Here is a 21,343-nt window from a genome sequence, read left to right on the forward strand (position 1 = left end):
TCCAACTCGCCGGTGTCTTCCGGGGCTTGACGCCCTGTCCGACGTTTCAAACTCTAGCCGATCCCCGCTCCGAAAAGCGAATCCGACCGCAACCCGATAAAACGAGCACACCGAATAAGCACCAAGCCGTCACGCGAAAAAGCGAAACGACCGGCACGAACCGGAAGTGGTGTTTCAGAGGATTGGCTGCCCCGGGACCGTCCGCGCGGTGCGTGTCCGGTGCTCCCTGCCAGGCAGCTCGAAGAACTGTACGCGCTTCCGCGCCCGGATGCAAACGTCGTGCAAAGACGGCCGGCCGGACCCCTGGGAGAGGGGTCCGGCCGGTGGAGCCGTGCGGATCAGCTGTTGGTGGGGAAGCCCAGGTTGATGCCGCCGTGCGACGGGTCCAGCCAGCGCTGGGTCACGGCCTTGCCCCGGGTGAAGAACTGGACGCCGTCCTGGCCGTACGCGTGGGCGTCGCCGAACAGGGAGGCCTTCCAGCCGCCGAAGGAGTAGTAGGCGACCGGGACCGGGATCGGCACGTTGATGCCGACCATGCCGACCTCCACCTCGAACTGGAAGCGCCGGGCCGCGCCGCCGTCGTTGGTGAAGAGGGCGGTGCCGTTGCCGTACGGGTTGGCGTTGATCAGCGCCAGGCCCTCCTCGTACGAGGCGACGCGCACGACCGAGAGGACCGGGCCGAAGATCTCGTCGTTGTAGACGGACATGCCGGGCTTCACGTGGTCGAACAGCGTGGGGCCGAGCCAGAAGCCGTCGGCCGTCGGGGAGCCGTTCTTGTCCTCGGCGGTGACCGGGTGCTTGCGGCCGTCCACCGCGAGCTCGGCGCCGTCGGCGACCCCGGACTCCACGTAGGAGGTGACCTTGTCCCGGTGCTGGCCGGTGACCAGCGGGCCCATCTCGGAGTCGCCGTTGCAGCCCGGGCCGACCTTCAGGGTGGCGATCCGCTGCTTGATCTTGTCGACCAGCTCGTCGCCGATCGGGTCGACCGCGACCAGCACGGACACCGCCATGCAGCGCTCGCCGGCCGCGCCGAAGCCGGCGTTGACGGCGGCGTCGGCGGCGAGGTCGAGGTCCGCGTCCGGCAGGACCAGCATGTGGTTCTTGGCGCCGCCCAGGGCCTGCACACGCTTGCCGTAGCGGGTGCCGGTCTCGTAGACGTAGCGGGCGATCGGGGTGGAGCCGACGAAGCTGACGGACTTGACGTCCGGGTGCTCCAGCAGGCGGTCGACGGCCACCTTGTCGCCGTGCACGACGTTGAAGACGCCGTCCGGCAGGCCGGCCTCCTTCCACAGCTCGGCGAGGAAGTTGGCGGCGGACGGGTCCTTCTCCGAGGGCTTCACCACGACGGTGTTACCGGCCGCGATGGCGATCGGGAAGAACCACATCGGCACCATGGCCGGGAAGTTGAACGGCGAGATGATCGCGACCGGGCCGAGCGGCTGGCGGATCGAGTAGACGTCGACGCCGGTCGAGGCCTGCTCGGTGAACCCGCCCTTGATCAGCTGCGGGATGCCGCAGGCGTACTCCACGACCTCCAGGCCGCGGGCGATCTCGCCCAGCGCGTCGGAGTGCACCTTGCCGTGCTCCGCCACGATGATCGAGGCCAGCTCGTCGCGGCGGGCGTTCAGCAGCTCGCGGAAGGCGAAGAGCACCGTCGTCCGCTTCGCGATCGAGGCGGTGCGCCACTCGGTGAAGGCCGCGGCGGCGGCGGCCACCGCCTGGTCGACCTCGGCGATCTCGGCGAAGTCGACCTGTCCGGCGACCTGGCCGGTGGCCGGGTCGAAGATCTCACCGCGACGGGGGGCCGCACCGGCGGTGGCGACCGGCTTGCCGCCGATCCAGTGAATGATGTGCTTGCTCAAGGTCCGTCTGCCTCCGAAGTCCCGGGCGGCGTCCTGCCACCGGTCCGGTCTGGCGCCGCCGCGGGTGGGCCGGGCGACGGAAATCACGGGGCTACCGCGCTCGTCTCCCAGTCTGGTGGCCGCTCCGGCTCGGCTCAACGAACAGGCTGACGGGGATCGTGGATTCAGCCTTACAGGTCGTCCGGTCGCTCGGCCGAACGAGTGGACTCACGCCGGGGCCTCAGGACTCCCCGTCCTCCGGCTCCTCCAGGTACGGGTCGTGCAGCCCGTCCGCCGCCTCCCGGGTCTCCAGCAGGTCCAGCCGCAGGTCCTGCGCCCAGGCCAGCGCCCACCGCTTGAGCTCGTCCACCTCCCCGGCCGGGACGCCCCGGGCGCGGAACCGCCCGTCCGCCGCCTCGGCGAGCGTCTCCAGCCGTTCGGCGAGCGCCGTGGGCTGGAAGTCCGGGTCCAACTCCACCGCCAGCGCGAGCAGTTCACCTTCCCGGTAGCAGCGGGTGAGGGCGTGCACGTCGATCAGGTCGCGCGGCATGCCCCGGTCCACGAGCAGCACGGTGGTCAGCGCGGCCGCGTCCTCCAGGGCGACGACCGGCAGCACCAGTGGCGGCTCGTCCGGACCGGGCGCACCGAAGTCGAGCCGGACCGGGCGATGGCCCAGCGGCTCCTTGCGCAGTTCCACCGAGTGCGACCGCCCGCCGAGCGCCAGCCGGACGGTGAGCTGCTCCAGCCGCGGCGTGCCCGGCCGCTCGACGGCCCCGCCGCCGACCGCCCGGTACGCCTCGCCCAGCGCGGCGGCAGCCTCCGGCAGGTCGGCGCCTCCGGTCGCCAGGGTCAGCCCGTCCTGCGGGCAGGCCGCGACGCCGTGGGCGCGCAGCGCGTGCCCACCGGCCAGAACGAGGCCGTACCGGTCGCAGACGGATGCGGCCGGCGCGGCCAGGCGCAGCTGGGCGGCTCCCGGGCGGAGAGGCGCGTCGACGGCGTGCGGGACGGTGGTCACGCCTCCAGTCTGACGCGGCCGCCCGCTCCGCGCGCCGCCACTGTCGGGCACCCGGGCACGCCCGGGCACCCCTCGGTCGCCCCGCGCGCGACCACCCGGCGCGCGCCCGGGAGTGCCCCCGGACGCCCCGCGACTCACCAGCCGCTGAGGCTCGCCGCCGCCTCGTGCAGGGCGAGCTCCAGCAGCACCGGGTCGTTGAGCCGCCCGGAGCCGTCGGGCGGGACCAGCCAGCGCACGCCCCGGCTGCTGCGCTCGGGGTGCGGCACGACGATCCAGGTGCCCTCCCCGGCGCCGCGCACGCCGGTGCCGATCCAGCGGGCCGCGGTGCCGACGGGCACCAGGAAGCTGAGGTGCTCGCCCCCGAAGTCGGTGAGGACCGGGCCGCGGGTGCGCGGGTCCAGGACCTCCAGGGCCGGGCGACCGAGCCGCCCGGGGACGGAGAGGACGTCCCAGCGCCGGCCGGCCGGCAACAGCACCAGGCCGAGCCCGGTGCGCTCCCACTGTTCCCGGAAGGATTCCGGGTCCGGTGCCACCTGGGCGAGCCAGTGCAGTCCGGTGGTCTCCATGTCGTGTCCCCGCTTCTCGCCGTTCGTACTGTTCGGAGACGGCGGGAGGAACGAGACCCGCCGTCACCAGGGAGAGGCGGACGGCGGGTCCCGATTACACGACTGGGGGCACCCGACTACGGGTGCGGGCGCTTCAGCTGTCGAAGCCCAGCCCCATCCGGTCGAGGGTGCGCAGCCAGAGGTTGCGGTGGCCGCCGTTGCGGTCCGCCCGCTCCAGCGACCGGGTGGTGATCTCGATCCCGGCCCAGCGCACCGGCTCGGGCGGGAACGGCAGCGGCTTGCTGCGCACCATGTCCAGCGAGGTGCGCTCGGTGCGCTCGCCGGCGAGCAGGTCGAGCATCACCTCGGCGCCGAAGCGGGTCGCGCCGACGCCGAGCCCGGTGTAGCCGACCGCGTACGCGACCTTGCCCCGGTAGCCGGTGTCGAAGAACGCCGAGAACCGGCTGCAGGTGTCGATCGCGCCGCCCCAGGCGTTGGTGAAGCGCAGGCCCTCCAGCTGCGGGAAGCAGCGGAAGAAGTGGTTCGCCAGGGTGCGGAAGGTCTCCGGCCGCTGGTCGTACTCGTGCCGGACGTGGCCGCCGAAGTGGTAGACCGCGTCGTAGCCGCCCCAGAGGATCCGGTTGTCGGCGGAGAGCCGGAAGTAGTGGAACTTGTTGGCGCTGTCGCCGAGGCCCTGCCGCCCGCGCCAGCCGATCGAGGCGAGCTGCTCCTCACTGAGCGGCTCGGTCATCAGCGCGTAGTCGTACACCGGGACGACGTACGGGCGGACCCGCTTGAGCAGTGACGGGAAGACGTTGGTGCCGAGCGCGACCTTGCGGGCGAAGACCCGGCCGTACGGGGTGCGGACGGCCATGCCGCTGCCGTGCTCCCGCAGGTCGGTGGCCCGGGTGTGCTCGAAGATCCGCACGCCCTGGCCGAGGCAGGCGTCCTTGAGGCCCCAGGCGAGCTTGGCGGGGTGGACCATCGCCACGCCCTCCTTGTCCCAGAGCCCGCCGAGGAAGGTCGGCGAGTTCACCTCGGCGCGCAGCTGGTCGGCGTCCAGGACGGTGATGTCGAGGCCGTACCGGGCGACCGCCTCGGCGACCTCGTGGAGCTCCTCGACCTGGTGGGGCTGGGTGGCGACGTCGATCTCGCCGGTGCGCTCCCACTCGGCGTCGATGCCGTAGCGCTTGAGGGTGGCCTCGATGCCGTCGAGGTTGGCGGCACCGAGGCGTTCCAGCTGGGCCAGTTCGGACGGCCAGCGGTCCAGGCCGTTGCCGAAGCCGTGGGTGAGGCTGGCCGCACAGAACCCGCCGTTGCGCCCGGACGCGGCCCACCCGACCTCGTTGCCCTCGACCAGCACGACGTCCAGCGAGGGGTCGCGCTCCTTGGCGATGAGGGCGGTCCACAGGCCGGAGTAGCCGCCGCCGACGACCAGCAGGTCGCAGGTGGTGTCGCCGACCAGGGCGGGCAGCGCCGCCGGCCGGCCGGGATCCTCCAGCCAGAAGGGGGTGGGCCTGGCGTCACTGAGTGCGCGGGCGGAGTCCATGCATTATCAGCCACTTTCTACGAATAGGTGATGGTTGTACGGGCCACCGTTGTCGACCGTACGTCAGGCGGTGGCCTTCCGACGGTTGCCCAGCCACTGGCCGACGACGGTCAGCACGACGGCGGCGAGGAACATCGCGGTGCCGATGACGTTCACCTGCACCGGGATGCCGCGCTGCGAGGCGCCCCAGACGAACATCGGGAAGGTGACCGTGGTCGGCCCCGAGTTGAACTGGGTGATGATGAAGTCGTCGAAGGAGAGCGCGAAGCTGAGCAGCGCGCCCGCCGCGATGCCGGGCGCCGCCAGCGGCAGGGTGACCCTCAGGAAGGTCTGGGTGGGGGTCGCGTAGAGGTCCTGGGCGGCCTGTTCGAGCCTCGGGTCCATGCTCATCACGCGCGCCTTGACCGCCGTCACCACGAAGCTGAGGCAGAACATGATGTGCGCGATGAGGATGGTGGTGAAGCCGAACGGGATGCGCATGTTGAGGAAGAGCGTCCCGAGCGAGGCGGCCATGACCACCTCGGGCATGGCCATCGGAAGGAAGATCATCGCGGTGGTGGCCGAGCGGCCGCGGAAGCGGTAGCGGGCCAGCGCGAAGGCGACCATGGTGCCGAGCACGGTGGCGCCGATGGTGGCGAGCACCGCGATCTGCAGGCTGAGCGAGAGCGACTGGCACATGTCGGCGACGCCGCAGGGGTTGGTCCAGGCGTCGGTGGAGAACTCGTTCCACTCGTAGTTGAACTTGCCCACCGGCTTGTTGAACGAGAAGGCCAGCACGACCAGGTTGGGCAGCACCAGGTAGGCGAGGGCCAGCAGGCCGGCCAGCACCACCAGGTGGGCGCGGATCCACTTGAACATCCGGGACATCAGACCAGATCCTCCGTCCCGGCCTTGCGCATGTAGACCGTCACCATGCCCAGGATCAGGGCCATCAGGATGAAGCTCAGCGCGGCCGCCGTGGGGTAGTCGAGCACGTTCAGGAACTGCTTCTGGATGCCGTTGCCGACCATCTGCTCGCTCGGCGAGCCCAGCAGCTGGGCGTTGATGTAGTCGCCGGAGGCCGGGATGAAGGTCAGCAGGGTGCCCGCGACCACGCCCGGCAGCGAGATCGGGAAGGTGACCTTGCGGAAGGTGGTGAACGGCCGGGCGTAGAGGTCGCCGGCCGCCTCGTGCAGGCGCGGGTCGATCCGCTCCAGCGAGGTGTACAGCGGAAGGATCATGAACGGCAGGAAGTTGTAGGTCAGGCCGCAGACCACCGCGAGCGGCGTGGCCAGCACCCGGTCGCCGTCGGTGAGGCCGAGCAGGTTGGTGACGTCCAGGACGTGCAGCGCGTTCAGCGCGCCGACCACCGGGCCGCCGTCGGACAGGATGGTCTTCCAGGCCAGGGTGCGGATCAGGAAGCTGGTGAAGAACGGCGCGATGACCAGGATCAGGATGACGTTGCGCCAGCGCTTGCTCGCCTTGAAGGCGATCGTGTACGCGAGCGGGTAGCCGACGGCCAGGCAGAGCACGGTGGCGACGGCCGCGTAGGAGAACGAGCGCAGGAAGTGCCACTTGTACTCGACCAGGGCGTCCCAGTAGGTCGAGAAGTGCCAGGTGACCTTGAAGCCCTCTTCGAGCGAGCCCGTCTGCAGCGAGGTCGAGCCCTGGTAGAGCATCGGGACGGCGAAGAAGATCACCAGCCAGGCGATGCCGGGCAGCAGCAGCCAGTACGGGGTGAGCTTGCGCCTGGGCTTCGCCCCCGGTTCCGTCCGGGGGCCGCCGTCGGGGGGTATCGCCTGGGACGGCGCGGCCGGGGCGGTGGCGGTCATGCGGCCTCCTCCGCGGTGCCCGCGTCGATCGCCTGCGCGGCGTCCAGGGCGAAGGAGTGCGCGGGGTTCCAGTGCAGCCGGACGGCGGCGCCGGGGACGATCCGGGCGTCGCGCTCCATGTTCTGCTCGAAGACGGTGACCTCCTGGCCGCCGTCGGTGCGCACCACGTACTGGGTGGAGACGCCGATGAAGCTGGAGTCGAGCACGGTGCCGGTCAGCCGGTTGCGGCCGTCGGCGACCTGCTCGGAGGCGTGGGTGATGGTGATCTTCTCCGGGCGCACGCCCAGGTGGACGCGCTTGGCGTCGGTGGCGCAGCGTGCCTTCGGCACCGTGAGGCGGGCGCCGGCCGCGCTGAGCAGCAGGTCGCCGCCCTCGCTTCCGGTGACCTCGGCGGGCAGCAGGTTGGACTGGCCGAGGAAGTTGGCCACGAAGGTGGTGGCGGGGTTCTCGTACAGCTCGGCGGGGGCGCCCAGCTGCTCGACCCGGCCGCCGTTCATCACCGCGATGGTGTCGGCCATGGTCATGGCCTCCTCCTGGTCGTGGGTGACGTGCACGAAGGTGATGCCGACCTCGGTCTGGATCCGCTTGAGTTCCAGCTGCATCTGGCGGCGGAGCTTGAGGTCGAGCGCACCGAGCGGCTCGTCCAGGAGCAGCACCTGGGGGTGGTTGATCAGTGCGCGGGCGACCGCGACGCGCTGCTGCTGGCCGCCGGAGAGCTGGTGCGGCTTGCGCCGGGCGTACTGGCCGAGTTCGACCAGCTCCAGCATCTCGTCGACCTGCTTCTTGACGTCCTTCCGGCCTCGCCGGCGCAGGCCGAAGGCGACGTTCTCGAAGATGTCCAGGTGCGGGAAGAGCGCGTAGCTCTGGAAGACGGTGTTCACCGGACGCTTGTACGGGGGCAGGGCGGTGACGTCCTGGCCGCCGATCAGCACGGTGCCGCTGGTGGGCTCCTCCAGGCCGGCGATCATGCGCAGGGTGGTGGTCTTGCCGCAGCCGGAGGCGCCGAGCAGGGCGAAGAAGGAGCCCTGCGGGACGGTCAGGTCGAGCGGGTGGACGGCGGTGAAGGAGCCGTAGGTCTTGCCGATGCCGGTGAGCCGGACGTCGCCGCCGGCGGCCGCGTCGCGCTGCTGGTCTGTCATGGGGTGGTGTCTTCCTGGGTCTCTCTGCCGGGAGTCGGGGGTCAGGCGCCGATGAGCTTGGAGAACTTCTGCTCGAAGTCGCTCTCCTCGCTCTCGGAGAGCGTGCGGAACACGTGGGCCTTGACCGCCATCTCGGGGGTGGGTACGACCAGCGGGTTGGCCGCGGTCTCCGGGGCGATGCCGGCGAGCTCGTCCTTCATCCCGGTGACGGCGGAGACGAAGCCGATGCCCGCGACCAGCTGCGCCGCGATCTTCGGCTGATAGTAGAAGTCGATCAGCTTCTCCGCGTTCGTCTTGTGCCGGGCCTTGGCCGGGACCAGCATGTTGTCGGTCGAGGCGATGTAGCCCTTCTCCGGGATGACGAACTCGATGTCCGGGTTGTCGGCCCGCAGTTGGATCAGGTCGCCGCCCCAGGCGATGCAGGCCGCGATGTCGCCGGCGGACAGCTCCTGGCCGTAGTCGTTGCCGGTGAACCGGCGGATCTGCTTGCTGTCGACGGCCTTCTGCAGCCGGGCGACCGCGCCGTCGTAGTCGTCGGCGGTGAACTTCGCGGTGTCCTTGCCCTGGTCCAGCAGGACCATCCCGATGCTGTCGCGCATCTCGGAGAGGAAGGTGACCCGGCCCTTGAGGTCGGGGTCGTCCAGCAGCTGGGAGACGCTGGTGACCTGCTTCCCCTTGGTCGCCTTCCGGTTGTACGCGACGACGGTCTGGATGCCGGCCCACGGGTAGGAGTAGAGGCGGCCCGGGTCCCAGTCGGGGGCGCGGAAGCGCGCGTCGATGTTGGTGATCGCGGTGGTGACGTTCGCCGGGTCGAGCTTCTGCGCCCAGCCGAGCCGGATCAGCCGGGCGGCCATCCAGTCGGTGAGCACCATCAGGTCGCGGCCCGTGTCCTGGCCGGAGGCGAGCTGCGGCTTGACCTTCCCGAAGAACTCGACGTTGTCGTTGACGTCCTCGTTGTACTTGACCCTGATGCCGGTGGCCTCGGTGAAGGCGTCCAGGGTGCCGTGCTTCTCCTTGTCCTTCTCGTCCGTGTCGATGTACAGCGGCCAGTTGGAGAAGGCGACCTCCTTCTGCGTCTCGGAGAGGTCCTTGGCGGCGTTCGCGGTCGAGTCGCCGGTCGCCCGCGGGGCCGCCGGGATGCCGCAGGCCGCCAGGGTGCCCGCTCCGGCGGTCAGCGCGGCGGCGCGCAGCAGGGTGCGGCGGCCGAGCGCGGCCCGGCCGCTGGTCAGGCTGCGTTCCCAGGCCCTTCGGACCGGTTCGGGCAGACCGTCGGTGAGCTCGTTGAACGCCATGGAACGGGCCTCCTGGGGGAGATGGGGTGTGGGGGCACCCGCTTGGGCCGGGGGTTATCTGTCTCCGAAGACGGTGCGGTGCCAGTCCTTGCGGGCCACCGCGGTGGTGTCGAACATGACGTGCTTCACCTGGGTGTACTCGTCCAGCGAGTACTGGGACATGTCCTTGCCGTAGCCGGACGCCTTGTAGCCGCCGTGCGGCATCTCGCTGATGATCGGGATGTGGTCGTTGACCCAGACGCAGCCGGCCGCGATCTCCCGGGTGGCGCGCAGCGAGCGGTGCACGTTGCTCGTCCAGGCGGAGGCGGCCAGGCCGTACGGGGTGTCGTTGGCCAGCCGCAGGCCCTCGTCGTCGCCGTCGAAGGGCAGCACGACCAGCACCGGGCCGAAGATCTCGCCCTGCACGACCTCGCTGTCCTGGGCCGCACCGGTGATCAGGGTGGGCAGGTGGTACGCGCCGCGGGTGAGGTCGGTGCCGTCATGGCCCTTGTCCGCGGGCCGGCCGCCGGTGACCACGGTGGCGTACGAGCGGGCGCGCTCCACGAAGCCGGCCACCCGGTCCCGGTGGGCGTAGGACACCAGCGGGCCGAGGTCGGTGTGCGGGTTCAGCGGGTCGCCGACCCGGATCGCCGCGTACAGCTCGGCGACCCCGGCCACGAAGGCGTCGTACAGCGGGCGCTGGACGTAGGCGCGGGTGGCGGCGGTGCAGTCCTGGCCGCCGTTGATCAGCGAGGCGGCGACCGCTCCGTGCACGGCGGCGTCCAGGTCGGCGTCGTCGAAGACCACGAACGGGGCCTTGCCGCCGAGTTCCAGGTGGGTGCGCTTGACGCCCGCGGTGGCGATCTCGGCGACCCGCCGGCCGACGCCGGTGGAGCCGGTGAAGGAGACCATCGCGACGTCCGGGTGCCCGACCAGGTGCTCGCCGGCGGTGCGCCCGGCGCCGGTGACCACGTTGACCACACCGTCCGGGATGCCCGCGGCGGTGCAGGCCCGGGCGAACATCACCGAGGTCAGCGGGGTCAGCTCGGCCGGCTTGAGCACGATGGTGTTGCCCGCGGCGATCGCCGGCAGGATCTTCCAGGCGGCCATCTGCAGCGGGTAGTTCCACGGCGAGATCGAGCCGACCACGCCGACCGCCTCGCGCCGCACGTACGAGGTGTGGTCGCCGGAGTACTCGCCGGCGGCCTTGCCCTCCAGGTTGCGGGCGGCACCGGCGAAGAAGGCGGCGTTGTCGATCGTGCCGGGCACGTCGAACTCGGTGGCCAGCTTGACCGGCTTGCCGGTCTGCGCCGTCTCCACCCGGGCCAGGTCGTCGGCCGCCCCCGCCAGGACGGCGGCCAGCCTGGTGAGCGCCTCGGAACGCGCGCCGGGGGTGGCCGAGGACCAGCCGGGCAGGGCGGCCTTCGCGGCGGCGACGGCGGTGTCCACGTCCTCGGCGGTGGCCAGCGCGACCTGCTCGACGACGCTGCCGTCGGCGGGGTTGACGACCTGGAAGCGTTCGCCGCTCCCCCGGGTCTGGCGGCCCGCGATGTACTGCGAGCCCGGGCCGAAGTCGGTCAGGTCCATCTGGTTCCTCCAAGTGCCGTGGTTCGACCGCTGCGGGGGCACGCGTCCGCGCCGGGGGTCTGCGGTCCCGCTGACCTTGCCTGCTGGGAGGTTGACGTGACAAGGGTCACTTCGACAGTCTCGGCGCGAAGGGCCTTACAGGGTGCAAGGGTGCGGGCAGGGCAACAGGTCGTCTGGGGGATGGATGATTTACCTGACACCCTGATCGCCCGGAGCGCCCGCTCCGTCCCCCACGGCCTCCGGAGGCCCGCGATGCTCCCCACCGTCGCCCGAATCCTCGACCTGGACGTGATGCGGCGCGGCCTGCCCCAGGTGGTGGCCGGCGCCGACCACCTGGAACGGCCGGTCCGCTGGGTCCACGTCAGCGAGCTGCCCGACGTCGCCGGGATGCTCCGCGGCGGCGAGCTGGTGCTGACCACCGGCATCGCCCTGCCGGAGGACCGCGAGGGCCTGGCCCGCTACGTCCGCGAGCTGGACGAGGTCGGGGTGGCCGGCCTGGTCGTCGAGTTCGGGCGGCGATACTTCGACTCGCTCCCCCGCGCCCTGGTCAACGCCGCCGAGCAGCGCGGACTGCCGCTGGTCACGCTCCGCCGCGAACTGCGCTTCGTCGCCGTCACCGAGGCCGTGCACGCCCTGGTGGTCAACGCCCAGCTGGAGCAGCTGAGGGTCTCCGAGTCGGTCCACCAGGTCTTCAACGAGCTGGTGGTGGAGGGTGCCGAGCCGCCCGAGGTGATCCGCCAGGTGGCGCGGATGGCCGGCGCCCCGGTCGTCCTGGAGAACCTGGCCCACCAGGTGCTCGCCCACGACGCCGCCGGACGCCCCGAGGCCGAGGTGCTGGAGGACTGGGAGCGCCGCTCGCGCGGGGTGCGCCCGGCCGGGCGCACCGGCCATGACCCGCGCAGCGGCTGGCTGGTCACCACCGTCGGCGCCCGCGGCCAGGACTGGGGCCGTCTCGTACTGGTGCAGGAACCCGGCCCGCTGCCCGGGAGCGAGCCCCACCCGCACACCATGCTGCTGGAGCGCGGCGCCTCCGCACTGGCGCTCAACCGGCTGGTGGTGCGCGACCGGGAGAGCCTGGAGCGGCAGACCCACCGCACCCTGTTGTCCGGCATCCTCACCCACGCGCTGACCGTCTCCGAGGCGGCCCTGCGCGCCCAGGCCCTCGGCGTCCCGCTGGAGGGCCGCCGACTGGTCGGCGTGGTGCTGCGACAGCGGCGCGGGCCGATCCCGGCCGCGCTGGAGGCCCAGGCCCGGCTGCGCGACTTCACCGAGCTGGCCGCCGGCGCGGTCCGGGCCTGCCGGCTGACCGCGCTGGTCGGCGCGCTCGACGACGAGGCCGTCGGCCTGCTGATCGCCCTCGGCACCCAGCAGGACGAGCACGCCGCGCTGGACTCCCTCTCGGCCGCGCTGCGCCGGATGTCGGCCGAGGCCGGACGGGAGGGCGGTGACCCGGCCGGCCCGGTGGTCGCGGTCGGCTCCTCGGTCGGCTCGGTGCGCGACGCCCGGCGCACCCTGCTGGAGGCCACCCAGGTCGCCGACGCCGCCCTGCACGACGCACCCGGCGGCCGCAGTTCCTCCTACTACCGCCTGCCGGACGTCCGGCTGCGCGGCCTGCTCCACCTGCTGCGCGACGACGCCCGGCTGCAGACGTACGTGGAACGGGAGTTGGGCCCGCTGCTGGCCCACGACGCCGAGCACAACGGCCAGTTGGTGCAGATGCTGCGGATCTACCTGGAGCAGGGCCGGAACAAGTCGGCCGCGGCGGACGCCGCGCACCTGTCCCGGCCGTCCTTCTACGACCGGCTGCACAAGGTCGAGCGGATCCTCGGTGTGGACCTCGACCAGGTGGAGTCCTGCCTCTCCCTGCACGTGGCCCTGCTCGCCCTGGACGCGGTGCGCCGGTAGGACGGGTCACACCCCGGTGATGCGGCCCCAGACCTTGTGCAGCTCGGGCCGCTCGGCCGAGGCGACGTCGCGCATGGTGTGCAGCCGGGCGCGCATCTCCTCGGTCGGGAAGACCAGCGGGTTCTCGGCGAGTTCGGCCTTCTCCTTGTCGCCGCTGTCCGCCAGCACCTCGCGGGCGGCCGGCACCGGGCAGATGTACTGGACGAACGCGGCGAGTTCGGCCGCCACCTCGGGCTGGTAGTAGTAGTCGATCAGCAGCTCGGCGTTGCGCTTGTGGGCGGCCCGGTTGGGGATCATCAGGCTCTCCGCCCACAGCTCGCCGCCCTCCTCCGGCACCACGAACTCGATGTCCGGGTTCTCGGCGGTGAGCTGGACGGCGTCGCCCGAGTAGGCCTGGCAGGCGAGCGCCGCGCCGGAGGCGAGGTCGCTGGTGTAGTCGTTGCCGGTGAAGCGCCGGACGTGGCCGCTGTCGACCGCCTTCTGCACCAGGTCCATCGCCCTGCGCGCGTCGTCGTCGCCGAACTTCGCGATGTCCGCCCCCTGGGAGAGCATCAGCAGTCCGAGCGCCTCGTCCAGCCCGGCGAACAGCGTGACCCGGCCCTTGAGGTCGGGCGCCCACAGGTCGGCGGTGGACCTGATCTCGCGGCCGAGCGCCTTGCGGTTGTAGGCGATGCCGGTGATCCCGGACTGCCACGGCACGCTGCGCCTGCGCCCGGGGTCGAAGGCCGGGTCGGCGAGCTGGGGGTCCAGGTTGGCCGTGACGTTGGGCAGGTTGTCCCGGTCCATGGCCTGCACCCAGCCCAGCGAGACGTACCGCCCGGCCATCCAGTCGCTGATCACCATCAGGTCCCGGCCGGGGGCGGCGCCCTGGGTGAGCACCGGGCTGATCTTGCCGAAGAACTCGTCGTTGTCGTTGATGTCCTCGGTGTAGGTGACCTCGATCCCGGACTTCTCACTGAACGCGTCCAGGGTCGGGCGGCCGCCCGCGTCGTCGGTGTCGATGTACTGCGTCCAGTTGGAGAAGGCGAGCCGCTTGTCGCTCTCCGAGCGGTCGGGGGCCGAGCGGCGGTCCTCGGCCACGTACGCGGACGGGATGCCGCAGCCGGTCAGCGTGCCGGCGCCGAGCAGCGCGGCACCGCCGAGCACGGAACGCCGTCGGACGGCGCGGGAGTTGACGGGACGGCGGGTCGGGGTGGTGCGGCTGGGCATGAGCGGCCTTCCGGAGCGTGGGACGGCCCCGGGCACGCGCGTGCTCGGGGCCGTCCTGGTAGGTACGTCTGGGTACGTCAGACAGTGTGCGCGTCGGTGAGCGACAGCACCTCGTCCAGGACCGCGAGGCCGGTCTTGGCCTCCTCCTCGGTGACGGTGCACGGCGGGACGACGTGGAAGCGGTTCATGTTGACGAACGGCCAGAGCCCGCGCTGCTTGCAGGCGGCGGCCAGCTCGGCCATCGGCGCGTTGTCGGCGCCGGCCGCGTTGTAGGGCACCAGCGGCTCGCGGGTCTCCCGGTCCTTCACCAGGTCGAGCGCCCAGAACACGCCGAGGCCGCGGACCTCGCCGACCGACGGGTGCCGCTCGGCCAGCTCGCGCAGGCCGGGGCCGAGGACCGTCTCGCCGATGTGCCTGGCGTTCTCGACGATGCCCTCCTCCGCCATGGTGTTGATGGTCGCCACCGCGGAGGCGCAGGCCAGCGGGTGACCGGAGTAGGTGAGCCCGCCGGGGAAGGCCCGCTCGGCGAAGGTGGCCGCGATCTCGGCGCTGATCGCCACGCCGCCCAGCGGCACGTAGCCCGAGTTCACGCCCTTGGCGAAGGTGAGCAGGTCCGGGGTGACGCCCCAGTGGTCGGCGGCGAACCACTCGCCGGTGCGGCCGAAGCCGGCCATCACCTCGTCCAGGATGAACACGATCCCGTAGCGGTCGCAGATCTCCCGCACCCCGGCCAGGTAGCCCGCCGGCGGGACCAGGATGCCCGCGGTGCCGACCACCGTCTCCAGGATGACCGCCGCGACGGTGCCGGGCCCCTCGAACGCGATCACCTGCTCCAGGTGCTCCAGCGCGCGCTCGCACTCCTGCGCCTCGTTCTCGGCGTGGAAGTTGGAGCGGTAGGTATACGGCCCCCAGAAGTGCACCACCCCGGAGACGCCGCTCTCGTTGGGCCAGCGCCGCGGGTCGCCGGTGAGGGCGATCGCGTTGGCGGTGGCGCCGTGGTACGAGCGGTAGGTGGACAGCACCTTCTGCCGGCCGGTGTGCAGCCGGGCCAGCCGGATGGCGTTCTCGTTGGCCTCGGCACCGCCGTTGGTGAAGAAGATCTTGTCCAGGTCGCCGGGGGTGCGCTCGGCGATCAGCCGGGCGGCCTCGCTGCGCGACTCGACCGCGAAGCCGGGGGCGATGGTGCAGAGCTTCGCCGCCTGCTCCTGGATCGCGGCGACCACCTTCGGGTGCTGGTGGCCGATGTTGGTGTTGACCAGCTGCGAGGAGAAGTCGAGGTAGCGGTTGCCGTCGTAGTCCCAGAAGTACGAGCCCTCGGCGCCGGCCACCGCGAGGGGGTCGATCAGCGCCTGGGCGGACCACGAGTGGAAGACGTGCGCGCGGTCGGCGGCCTTGACGGCCTGGCCGGCGGCTGAGTCAGCGGTGGGGATGCTCATGCCGGTAAGGCTAGGGCGGCCCGTCCCCGAAGGGCAGTTCCATCGTGTCAGCCGGTCGCGCCAACCGTCGACAGGATGCAAAGGCGGTGGGCCCGGGTCGAGAAGACCCGGGCCCACCGTCACATCAACCGATCACCAGATCGCGGTCATCCTGCGCTCGACGGCCACGACCCGCTCAGATCGTGGTCATCCTGCGCTCGACGGCCACGACCCGCTCAGATCGCGGTCATGACGTGCTTCACGCGGGTGTAGTCCTCGAAGCCGTACGCCGACAGGTCCTTGCCGTAGCCGGACTTCTTGAAGCCACCGTGCGGCATCTCGGCGACCAGCGGGATGTGGGTGTTGATCCAGACGCAGCCGAAGTCCAGGCGGCGCGACATCCGCATGGCGCGGGCGTGGTCCTTGGTCCACACCGAGGAGGCCAGCGCGAACTCGACGCCGTTGGCGTACGCGACGGCCTGGTCCTCGTCGGTGAACTTCTGCACGGTGATGACCGGGCCGAAGACCTCGTTCTGGATGATCTCGTCGTCCTGGTTCAGGCCGGAGACGACGGTCGGGGCGTAGAAGTAGCCCTGGTCGCCGACCCGGTGGCCACCGGCCTCGACCTTGGCGTGGGCGGGCAGCCGCTCGATGAAGCCGGAGACCTGCTTCAGCTGGTTGGCGTTGTTCAGCGGGCCGTACAGCACGTCCTCGTCGTCCACGCCGCCGGTCTTGGTCTCGGCCGCGGCCTTGGCCAGCGCCTCGACGAAGGCGTCGTGGATCGACTCGTGCACCAGCACGCGGGTGGCGGCGGTGCAGTCCTGGCCGGCGTTGAAGTAGCCCGCCATCGAGATGCCCTCGACGGCCTCGGCGATGTCGGCGTCCTCGAAGACCACGACCGGGGCCTTGCCGCCCAGCTCCAGGTGGACGCGCTTGACGTCCTTGGAGGCGGACTCGGCGACCGAGATGCCGGCGCGCACCGAACCGGTGATGGAGGCCATCGCCGGGGTCTTGTGCTCGACCATCAGCTTGCCGGTCTCGCGGTCACCGCAGATGACGTTGAAGACGCCGGCCGGCAGCTCCAGCTCCTTGAGCACGCCGCCGATGATCTCGGCCAGCAGCACGGTGGAGGCCGGGGTGGTGTCCGAGGGCTTCAGCACGACGGTGTTGCCCGCGGCGATGGCCGGGGCGAACTTCCAGACGGCCATCATCATCGGGTAGTTCCACGGCGCGACCTGGGCACAGACGCCGACCGGCTCGCGGCGGATGATCGAGGTCATCCCGTCCATGTACTCGCCCGCGGCCTTGCCCTCCAGCATGCGGGCGGCACCGGCGAAGAACCGGATCTGGTCCACCATCGGGCCGATCTCCTCGGAGAGGGTCAGCGCGCGGGGCTTGCCGGTGTTGCGCACCTCGGTGTCGACGATCTCGTCGGCACGGGCCTCGACCGCGTCGGCGATCTTCAGCAGCAGCTTCTGCCGGGTGCTCGGGGTGGCATCGCGCCAGATCGGGAAGGCGGCGTCAGCGGAGGCCATGGCGGCGTCGACGTCAGCGGCACCGGACAGCGGCGACGTCGCGTACACCTCGCCGGTGGTCGGGTCGACGATGTCGAGCGTGCGGCCGTCGGCCGCGTCGACGAACTCACCGTTGATGTAGTTGCGCAGCGTGCGAAGGTCGCTCACGGATCTCTCCTCGGTCTGGGCCTGCGGCGTTGCAGATTCCGGCGCAATGGTACGTCGGCGGATCCGGCGTACGAAGGGTCCCGAGTGGCCGCGCCCGGAGCGACGCGGTCCACTGGTGGCGGTACGTGCGCCGGCCCTCGGGGCGCGCGCGTACCGTGCCAGGGTAGCCGCACGACTGCCGGTATCGACAGACCGACTGCGCTTCAGCAATGAAATCCGCACGTGTTTTCCAAGATCACGACGAAATCAGCAGCTTCCACGCTTGCGAACGCGCGAGCGATCAGGCACAGTGGCCGCGTGGCCAACCGCGACCGGAACGCCAGCGTTCCCCTCGACGCCGCCTCCAAGGCGATCATCGAGCAGCTCCAGGAGGACGGGCGCCGCCCGTACGCCGCCATCGGCAAGGCCGTCGGCCTGTCCGAGGCTGCCGTGCGGCAGCGCGTCCAGAAGCTGCTCGACCAGGGCGTGATGCAGATCGTCGCCGTCACGGACCCGCTCACCGTCGGCTTCACCCGCCAGGCGATGGTCGGCATCCGGGTCGAGGGTGACATCGAGCCCGTCGCCGACGCGTTGGCCGCCCTCGACGAGGTCGACTACGTGGTCTGCACCGCAGGCTCGTTCGACCTCCTGGCCGAACTGGTCTGCGAGGACGACGAGCACCTGCTCGAACTGATCAACAAGCGCATCCGCGCCCTTCCCGGCGTGCGGAGCACCGAGAGCTTCGTTTACCTGAAGCTCCGGAAACAGACCTACACCTGGGGCACCCGATGACAGCCGACCCGGCGCAGAAGGACCTTTCCAAGACCGCCTACGACCACCTGTGGATGCACTTCACCCGCATGTCGTCGTACGAGAACTCCCCCGTGCCGACGATCGTCAAGGGCGAGGGCACCTACGTCTGGGACGACAAGGGACGCAAGTACCTCGACGGCCTCGCCGGCCTGTTCGTCGTCCAGGCCGGCCACGGCCGTGAGGAGCTCGCCGAGGCCGCCGCCAAGCAGGCCAAGGAGCTCGCCTTCTTCCCGGTGTGGAGCTACGCCCACCCGAAGGCCGTCGAGCTGGCCGAGCGCCTGGCCAACTACGCCCCGGGCGACCTGAACAAGGTCTTCTTCTCCACCGGTGGCGGCGAGGCCGTCGAGACCGCCTGGAAGCTCGCCAAGCAGTACTTCAAGCTGACCGGCAAGCCGACCAAGTACAAGGTCATCTCGCGCGCCGTCGCCTACCACGGCACCCCGCAGGGCGCCCTGTCCATCACCGGCCTGCCGGGCCTGAAGGCCCCGTTCGAGCCGCTGGTGCCGGGCACCCACAAGGCCCCGAACACCAACATCTACCGCGCCCCGGCCTTCCTCGAGGGCCCCGACGGCACGGTCGACCCCGAGGCCTACGGCCGCTGGTGCGCCGACGAGATCGAGGTGGCCATCCTCAACGAGGGCGCCGAGACCGTCGCCGCCGTCTTCGTCGAGCCGGTGCAGAACGCTGGTGGCTGCTTCCCGCCGCCGCCCGGGTACTTCCAGCGCCTGCGCGAGATCTGCGACCGCCACGACGTGCTGCTGGTCTCGGACGAGGTCATCTGCGCCTTCGGCCGCCTGGGCACCATGTTCGGCGCCGACAAGTTCGGCTACCAGCCCGACATGATCACCTGCGCCAAGGGCATGACCTCGGGCTACTCCCCGATCGGCGCCACGATCATCTCGGACCGCCTCGCCGAGCCGTTCTACAAGGGCGACAACACCTTCCTGCACGGCTACACCTTCGGTGGCCACCCGGTCTCCTCCGCGGTGGCGCTGGCCAACCTCGACATCTTCGAGCGCGAGGGCCTGAACCAGCACGTGCTCGACAACGAGGCCGCGTTCCTGGGCACCCTGGACAAGCTGCGCGACCTGCCGATCGTCGGCGACGTCCGCGGCAACGGGTACTTCTACGGCATCGAGCTCGTGAAGGACAAGGTCACCAAGGAGTCGTTCAACGACGAAGAGGTCGAGCGCGTCCTCTACGGCTTCCTGTCGAAGGCCCTCTTCGACAACGGCCTGTACTGCCGCGCCGACGACCGTGGCGACCCGGTCATCCAGCTGGCCCCGCCGCTGATCTCCGACCAGTCGACCTTCGACGAGATCGAGCAGATCCTGCGGACCAGCCTCACCGACGCGTGGGCGAAGATCTGATCCCCTGAGCCTTCTTCCCCACCCTCCGCCGAAGGGCGGCCCCGCTCCCCGCGAGGCCGCCCTTCGGCGTCTCTCCCCCCGGTGCAACATCACAGTCGTACGACCAAACATGCCTGAATGCGGGTGATATGCCCGTGATGGACCAGTGCGCCGCAACCGCGACACGCCCCGGTCGTTCTAATCTGACGACTGTCATATCCCTGCGGCCACCCAGGATGGATCCTCATGTCAGCGGCACCGCCTGACAACGACGTGCTGTGGGCCCGAGGGATCGTCAAGTCCCATGACGGCACCCCCGCCCTGCGCGGCATCTCGATCGGCGTCCGCGAGGGCGAGGTGCTCGCCGTCACCGGCCCGCGCGGCTCCGGCAAGAGCACCCTGCTCGGCTGCCTCTCCGCCCAGCTCCCGGTCGACGAGGGCGAGGTCTGGTTCAACAGCTCCCCCGTGCACACCCTCCAGCGGGCCGGCCGCGAACGGCTGCGCCGCGACCGCTTCGGCTTCGTCGGCTCCGAGCCCCACCTGGTGCCCGAACTGACCGCCCGGGAGAACGTCGCCCTGCCGCTGCTGCTCGCCGGGGCCGGCAACAAGGCCGCCTACACCGCCGCCGACGAGTGGCTGGAGCGCCTCGACGTCGGCGACTGCGCCCGGCTGCGCCCCGAGCGGCTGATCCAGAGCCGCCGCCAGCGGGTCGCCGTCGCCCGCGCCCTGGCCCCGCTGCCGCCCGTCGTCTTCGCCGACGACCCGACCGCCCCGCTGCACCGCGAGGCCGCCGAGCAGGTCATGCGGATACTGACCAGCGCGGCCAGGTCCCACCAGCTCACCCTCGTCCTGGCCACCCACGACGCCGAACTCGTCCGGTTCGCGGACCGCGCCGTCGCCCTGGTCGACGGACGGCTCACCGCCCCCGTCGCCCCCGTCCCCCGCGGCTCCGCCGCCCCCGGAGCCGCCGCAGCGCCCGCCGTCACGGCCACCCGCCGCTGACGACGCCGAGCCGCCGAAGCCGAGCTGCCGAAGCCGAGCCGCTGAAGCCGAGCTGCTGAAAGAGTCGACGTGTTCTATCTCCGTCTGGCCCGGGGCTACCGGGTGCCCGACCTCGGCCGCTGGCTGCTCACCGCCCTGGCCGCCGCCGTGGTCGCCGCCTTCCTGTTGCGCTCCCTCGGCCGGGCGATGAGCGACCCGATCGACGGCGGTGACCCGCTGGCCCGGCTGCTGTGGTGCCTGCCCCCGCTCGCCGCCGTCGCCTGGTTCGCGGCCGTCGCCGCCCGCGCGGTGCCCGCCCGACGGCCCGAGCGGATCGCCGGCCTCACCGCCGCCGGGGTCGGCTCCCGCCGGATCCGGACGCTGATCGCCGGCGAGGTCGCGCTCGCCTGCACCCTCGGCAGCCTGCTCACCCTGCTGCTCTTCCTGGTGCTGCGCAACGACATCGCCGGCCCCGGGCTCGCCCCCGACCTCGGCATGGGCGTGCCGCTGCCGGCCGCCGCGCCGGTCGTCCTGCTCGCCCTGGTCCCGCTCACCGCCGGCACCGCCGCCGCCCTCGCGGTGCCCGTCATCGAGACCCTGCCCGGCGGCCGCACCCAGGCCCCGACCGGCTTCGGCGTCTGGCGGATCGCCCTGGCGACCGGGCTGGTCGTGATCGGCGCCGCGCTCGAACTCATCGCCCTGCGGCCCGGCGCCGCCGTCGACGGCCGCCCGATCGACCTGCCCGCCGGACTCGGCGCCACCAGCACCGCCGCCCTCGGCGGCTGGGCGGCCGGCGCGCTCGGCCTCGCCCTGCTCACCGGTCCGCTGCTGGCCTGGGCCGGGCGGCTGCTCGCGGTCGGACGGCCCACCCCGCTGCGACTGCTGGCCGGGCGCGGCCTCACCGCCCAGGCCCGCCGGCTCGGCACGCCGCTGGCCGTGCTCACCCTCGCCGTGGCGCTGGTGCTCACCACCATCCGCTACTGGATCGGCACGCCGGGCAGCGCCGACGCGCTGCCCGCGGTCGAGGCCTGCCTGGTGCTCGGCTGCGCGGCCGCCGCGGTGGTCACCCGGCTCGCCGAGGTCCGCACCGACCGCCGGGAGGTCACCGACGCGCTGCTGCGCCTCGGCACCTCTCCCCGGCTGCTGTTCGGCGCGGTCGCGCTGCGCACCCTCGCGGTGGGCAGCACGCTGCTGCTGACCGGCGGGGCGACCGCCGCACTGGCGGCCGCCGGGCTCCGGTAGGGGCCCTGCC

Annotated in this window: 17 protein-coding genes; 5 read left to right on the top strand and 12 right to left on the bottom strand. The window is 71.6% G+C overall.

The window, feature by feature from the left end; genetic code table 11:
• Positions 1-338 precede the first annotated feature (338 nt).
• From ACIQ87_RS35955 to ACIQ87_RS35995, 9 genes are all read right to left on the bottom strand, one after another.
• Positions 339-1,862 (bottom strand): CoA-acylating methylmalonate-semialdehyde dehydrogenase, encoded by a 1,524-nt coding sequence (locus ACIQ87_RS35955; RefSeq protein ID WP_402415437.1) that lies wholly within the window; start codon positions 1,860-1,862, stop codon positions 339-341.
• A gap of 220 nt (positions 1,863-2,082) precedes the next feature.
• Positions 2,083-2,856, bottom strand: coding sequence for a nucleotidyl transferase AbiEii/AbiGii toxin family protein (locus tag ACIQ87_RS35960; protein WP_402415440.1), 774 nt, complete (start codon positions 2,854-2,856; stop codon positions 2,083-2,085).
• Between the two features lie 134 nt (positions 2,857-2,990).
• Complete coding sequence (locus tag ACIQ87_RS35965; RefSeq protein ID WP_402415442.1) at positions 2,991-3,422, bottom strand: hypothetical protein; 432 nt, start codon at positions 3,420-3,422, stop codon at positions 2,991-2,993.
• A 133-nt stretch (positions 3,423-3,555) separates the two neighbouring features.
• The gene (locus ACIQ87_RS35970) at positions 3,556-4,950 is read right to left on the bottom strand and encodes an NAD(P)/FAD-dependent oxidoreductase (RefSeq protein ID WP_402415445.1); all 1,395 of its coding nucleotides are present in this window, start codon (positions 4,948-4,950) and stop codon (positions 3,556-3,558) included.
• A 63-nt stretch (positions 4,951-5,013) separates the two neighbouring features.
• Complete coding sequence (locus ACIQ87_RS35975) at positions 5,014-5,817, bottom strand: ABC transporter permease (RefSeq protein ID WP_224280157.1); 804 nt, start codon at positions 5,815-5,817, stop codon at positions 5,014-5,016.
• A complete protein-coding gene (locus ACIQ87_RS35980; protein ID WP_402415448.1) occupies positions 5,817-6,761 on the bottom strand; it encodes an ABC transporter permease in 945 nt (314 codons plus the stop codon). Before ACIQ87_RS35980 ends, ACIQ87_RS35975 begins: the two co-directional genes overlap by 1 nt.
• Positions 6,758-7,900 (bottom strand): ABC transporter ATP-binding protein, encoded by a 1,143-nt coding sequence (locus ACIQ87_RS35985; protein ID WP_402415451.1) that lies wholly within the window; start codon positions 7,898-7,900, stop codon positions 6,758-6,760. The genes ACIQ87_RS35980 and ACIQ87_RS35985 overlap by 4 nt, the downstream gene beginning before the upstream one ends.
• A 41-nt stretch (positions 7,901-7,941) precedes the next feature.
• Positions 7,942-9,192 (bottom strand): spermidine/putrescine ABC transporter substrate-binding protein, encoded by a 1,251-nt coding sequence (locus ACIQ87_RS35990; protein WP_402415453.1) that lies wholly within the window; start codon positions 9,190-9,192, stop codon positions 7,942-7,944.
• Between the two features lie 54 nt (positions 9,193-9,246).
• Positions 9,247-10,758 (bottom strand): gamma-aminobutyraldehyde dehydrogenase, encoded by a 1,512-nt coding sequence (locus ACIQ87_RS35995; protein ID WP_402415456.1) that lies wholly within the window; start codon positions 10,756-10,758, stop codon positions 9,247-9,249.
• Between the two features lie 252 nt (positions 10,759-11,010).
• Between ACIQ87_RS35995 and ACIQ87_RS36000 the strand changes: the two genes are divergently transcribed.
• Entirely contained in the window at positions 11,011-12,663 is a 1,653-nt protein-coding gene (locus ACIQ87_RS36000) for a PucR family transcriptional regulator (RefSeq protein ID WP_402415457.1), read from the top strand.
• Positions 12,664-12,669: 6 nt separating this feature from the next.
• Here the strand turns inward: ACIQ87_RS36000 and ACIQ87_RS36005 are convergent, their stop codons facing one another.
• The 3 genes from ACIQ87_RS36005 to ACIQ87_RS36015 form a co-directional block, all read right to left on the bottom strand.
• On the bottom strand, positions 12,670-13,872 hold the full coding sequence (locus ACIQ87_RS36005; RefSeq protein WP_402415459.1) for a spermidine/putrescine ABC transporter substrate-binding protein: 1,203 nt from the start codon (positions 13,870-13,872) through the stop codon (positions 12,670-12,672).
• A 77-nt stretch (positions 13,873-13,949) separates the two neighbouring features.
• Positions 13,950-15,308, bottom strand: coding sequence for an aspartate aminotransferase family protein (locus tag ACIQ87_RS36010; RefSeq protein ID WP_402415462.1), 1,359 nt, complete (start codon positions 15,306-15,308; stop codon positions 13,950-13,952).
• A gap of 215 nt (positions 15,309-15,523) precedes the next feature.
• Positions 15,524-16,969 carry a gamma-aminobutyraldehyde dehydrogenase gene (locus tag ACIQ87_RS36015; RefSeq protein WP_402415467.1) on the bottom strand — a complete coding sequence of 482 codons (1,446 nt, stop codon included), beginning with the start codon at positions 16,967-16,969 and terminating at the stop codon, positions 15,524-15,526.
• A 297-nt stretch (positions 16,970-17,266) separates the two neighbouring features.
• On the opposite strand from ACIQ87_RS36015, the gene ACIQ87_RS36020 reads away from it, so the two are divergent.
• The 4 genes from ACIQ87_RS36020 to ACIQ87_RS36035 all read left to right on the top strand — a co-directional run bounded on the left by ACIQ87_RS36020 (position 17,267) and on the right by ACIQ87_RS36035 (position 21,333).
• On the top strand, positions 17,267-17,740 hold the full coding sequence (locus ACIQ87_RS36020) for an Lrp/AsnC family transcriptional regulator (RefSeq protein ID WP_030243538.1): 474 nt from the start codon (positions 17,267-17,269) through the stop codon (positions 17,738-17,740).
• Positions 17,737-19,131: an aspartate aminotransferase family protein gene (locus tag ACIQ87_RS36025; RefSeq protein ID WP_196946910.1), complete on the top strand. Its 1,395-nt coding sequence runs from the start codon at positions 17,737-17,739 to the stop codon at positions 19,129-19,131. Before ACIQ87_RS36020 ends, ACIQ87_RS36025 begins: the two co-directional genes overlap by 4 nt.
• A 225-nt stretch (positions 19,132-19,356) precedes the next feature.
• Positions 19,357-20,112, top strand: a complete 756-nt coding sequence (locus tag ACIQ87_RS36030) for an ABC transporter ATP-binding protein (RefSeq protein WP_402415470.1) — start codon at positions 19,357-19,359, stop codon at positions 20,110-20,112.
• A gap of 69 nt (positions 20,113-20,181) precedes the next feature.
• Entirely contained in the window at positions 20,182-21,333 is a 1,152-nt protein-coding gene (locus ACIQ87_RS36035; RefSeq protein WP_402415473.1) for a hypothetical protein, read from the top strand.
• The last annotated feature ends 10 nt before the right edge of the window (positions 21,334-21,343 follow it).

This window comes from Kitasatospora sp. NPDC096204 (genome assembly GCF_044763205.1).
Classification (GTDB): Bacteria; Actinomycetota; Actinomycetes; order Streptomycetales; family Streptomycetaceae; genus Kitasatospora.

What these genes read in the sequence shown, in the direction of transcription:
- ACIQ87_RS36025 (WP_196946910.1), top strand. Translation starts at nt 17,737, where the DNA reads ATGACAGCCGACCCGGCGCAGAAGGACCTTTCCAAGACCGCCTACGAC.
- ACIQ87_RS35995 (WP_402415456.1), bottom strand. Translation starts at nt 10,758, where the DNA reads ATGGACCTGACCGACTTCGGCCCGGGCTCGCAGTACATCGCGGGCCGC.
- ACIQ87_RS35985 (WP_402415451.1), bottom strand. Translation starts at nt 7,900, where the DNA reads ATGACAGACCAGCAGCGCGACGCGGCCGCCGGCGGCGACGTCCGGCTC.
- ACIQ87_RS35980 (WP_402415448.1), bottom strand. Translation starts at nt 6,761, where the DNA reads ATGACCGCCACCGCCCCGGCCGCGCCGTCCCAGGCGATACCCCCCGAC.
- ACIQ87_RS36005 (WP_402415459.1), bottom strand. Translation starts at nt 13,872, where the DNA reads ATGCCCAGCCGCACCACCCCGACCCGCCGTCCCGTCAACTCCCGCGCC.
- ACIQ87_RS36000 (WP_402415457.1), top strand. Translation starts at nt 11,011, where the DNA reads ATGCTCCCCACCGTCGCCCGAATCCTCGACCTGGACGTGATGCGGCGC.
- ACIQ87_RS36030 (WP_402415470.1), top strand. Translation starts at nt 19,357, where the DNA reads ATGTCAGCGGCACCGCCTGACAACGACGTGCTGTGGGCCCGAGGGATC.
- ACIQ87_RS35975 (WP_224280157.1), bottom strand. Translation starts at nt 5,817, where the DNA reads ATGTCCCGGATGTTCAAGTGGATCCGCGCCCACCTGGTGGTGCTGGCC.
- ACIQ87_RS35970 (WP_402415445.1), bottom strand. Translation starts at nt 4,950, where the DNA reads ATGGACTCCGCCCGCGCACTCAGTGACGCCAGGCCCACCCCCTTCTGG.
- ACIQ87_RS35990 (WP_402415453.1), bottom strand. Translation starts at nt 9,192, where the DNA reads ATGGCGTTCAACGAGCTCACCGACGGTCTGCCCGAACCGGTCCGAAGG.
- ACIQ87_RS36010 (WP_402415462.1), bottom strand. Translation starts at nt 15,308, where the DNA reads ATGAGCATCCCCACCGCTGACTCAGCCGCCGGCCAGGCCGTCAAGGCC.
- ACIQ87_RS35965 (WP_402415442.1), bottom strand. Translation starts at nt 3,422, where the DNA reads ATGGAGACCACCGGACTGCACTGGCTCGCCCAGGTGGCACCGGACCCG.